At 66.4% G+C, this 1,727-nt stretch carries 1 protein-coding gene; it reads left to right on the top strand.

Annotated features, from left to right (window positions below; all coding sequences use genetic code 11):
* On the top strand, nt 1-1,727 hold a 1,727-nt coding region (locus tag EOA36_RS34800), incomplete at both ends, for an autotransporter outer membrane beta-barrel domain-containing protein (protein ID WP_127281176.1).

Below are 1,727 nucleotides of genomic sequence, written 5' to 3'. Positions count from 1 at the left end.
GGCAGCGGCGGCGTGATCCAACAGGGTTCGAGCACCACCGCCCTGACCGGCGGCAACACGTACAACGGCGGCACGACGATCTCGGCCGGCACCTTGCAACTCGGCAATCGCGGCACATCCGGTTCGATAACAGGCGACGTCACCAACAACGGCACGCTCGCCTTCTACCGCACGGATAGCTATACCTTTGCCGGCACCATTTCCGGCAGCGGAGCGGTGAACCAGTTGGGGTCCGGCACCACGATCCTGACCGCCGACAACACCTATGCCGGCGTCACGACGATCTCGGCCGGCACGCTGCAGCTCGGCAATGGCGGCACGTCAGGCTCGATAGCAGGTAATGTCATCGACAACGGGACGCTTGCCTTCGATCGTTCCGATGCAGTGACCTTTGCCGGCGTCATCTCCGGCAGCGGCGCGGTGAGCCAGATCGGCACCGGCACCACGATCCTGACCGCCGACAACACCTATGCCGGCGTGACGACGATCGCGGCCGGCACGCTGCAGCTTGGCAATGGCGGCACGTCAGGCTCGATAGCAGGCAACGTGACCAACAACGGCACCCTCATCATCGACCGCTCCAACGGCGTGACCCTCGCCGGCGCGATATCCGGCAGCGGCTCAGTTGTGCAGCAGGGCGCCGGCAGCACGACGCTCGCCGGTACGAACAGCTACGGCGGCGGCACGACGATCTCCGCCGGCACGCTGATCGGCCAGGCAACGAGCTTCGGCACCGGCAACATCCTGAACGACGCCGCGCTCGTCTTCGACCAGCCGGCGAACGCCACCTTTGCCTCCATCATCGAAGGCAGCGGCACGCTCACCAAGCGGGGCGCCGGCAATCTCGATCTCACCGGCATCAATACGCTGAACGGCGCGACCACGATCGAGGCCGGCAAGCTCTCGGTCAATGGCTCCCTTGCCAACTCGGCCGTCACCATTCTCGGGGGCGGAGCGCTTGGCGGTAACGGCACCGTGGGATCGACGACACTCCAGGCCGGCGGCGTCATCGCGCCCGGCAATTCCATCGGCCTGCTGACCATCCAGGGCAATTTCGTCGGCGCGGGCGGCACGGTCGAGATCGAGGCTATTCTCGATGGCGACGCCTCTTCCACCGACAAGCTCGTCATCACCGGCAACACCTCGGGCACCGCCAACGTCAAGGTGATTGGCCTCGGCGGTGGTGGCGCGCAGACCGTCGACGGCATCAAGATCATCGATGTCGGCGGCACGTCGGCCGGTACCTTCAACCTTTTGGGCGATTACGTCTTCCAGGGCGACCAGGCCGTGGTGGCCGGCGCCTATGCCTACCGCATGTATCAGAACGGCATTTCCACGCCGGCCGACGGCGACTGGTACCTGCGCTCCGCGCTGATCAATCCCGTCGATCCCGGCGGCCCGACGTCGCCGCTCTACGCTCCCAGCGTGCCGGTCTACGAGGCCTATGCCGGCGTGCTGCAGAGTTTCAACCAGCTCGGAACGCTGCAGCAGCGCGCAGGCAACCGCTCATGGACCGGAGCGGCGCAACCCGATGCGGACGACCGCGTCGAGGGTGGCAGTCCGATCTGGGGCCGCATCGAAGCCGCCCACAAAAAGTTCGACCCCGGCACGTCCACGACCGGCACCGACTACGACGCGGATCTGTGGAGAGTGCAGGCGGGCCTCGACGGCCAGCTCGCGCAAATGGCCTCCGGCGTCCTGATCGGTGGCGTGACCGTTCATTACGG

It is taken from the genome of Mesorhizobium sp. M8A.F.Ca.ET.021.01.1.1 (assembly GCF_003998025.1).
Lineage (GTDB): Bacteria > Pseudomonadota > Alphaproteobacteria > Rhizobiales > Rhizobiaceae > Mesorhizobium.
The sequence above is the reverse complement of the archived record's forward strand: the minus strand, read 5'-3'. Positions and strand labels throughout refer to the sequence as shown.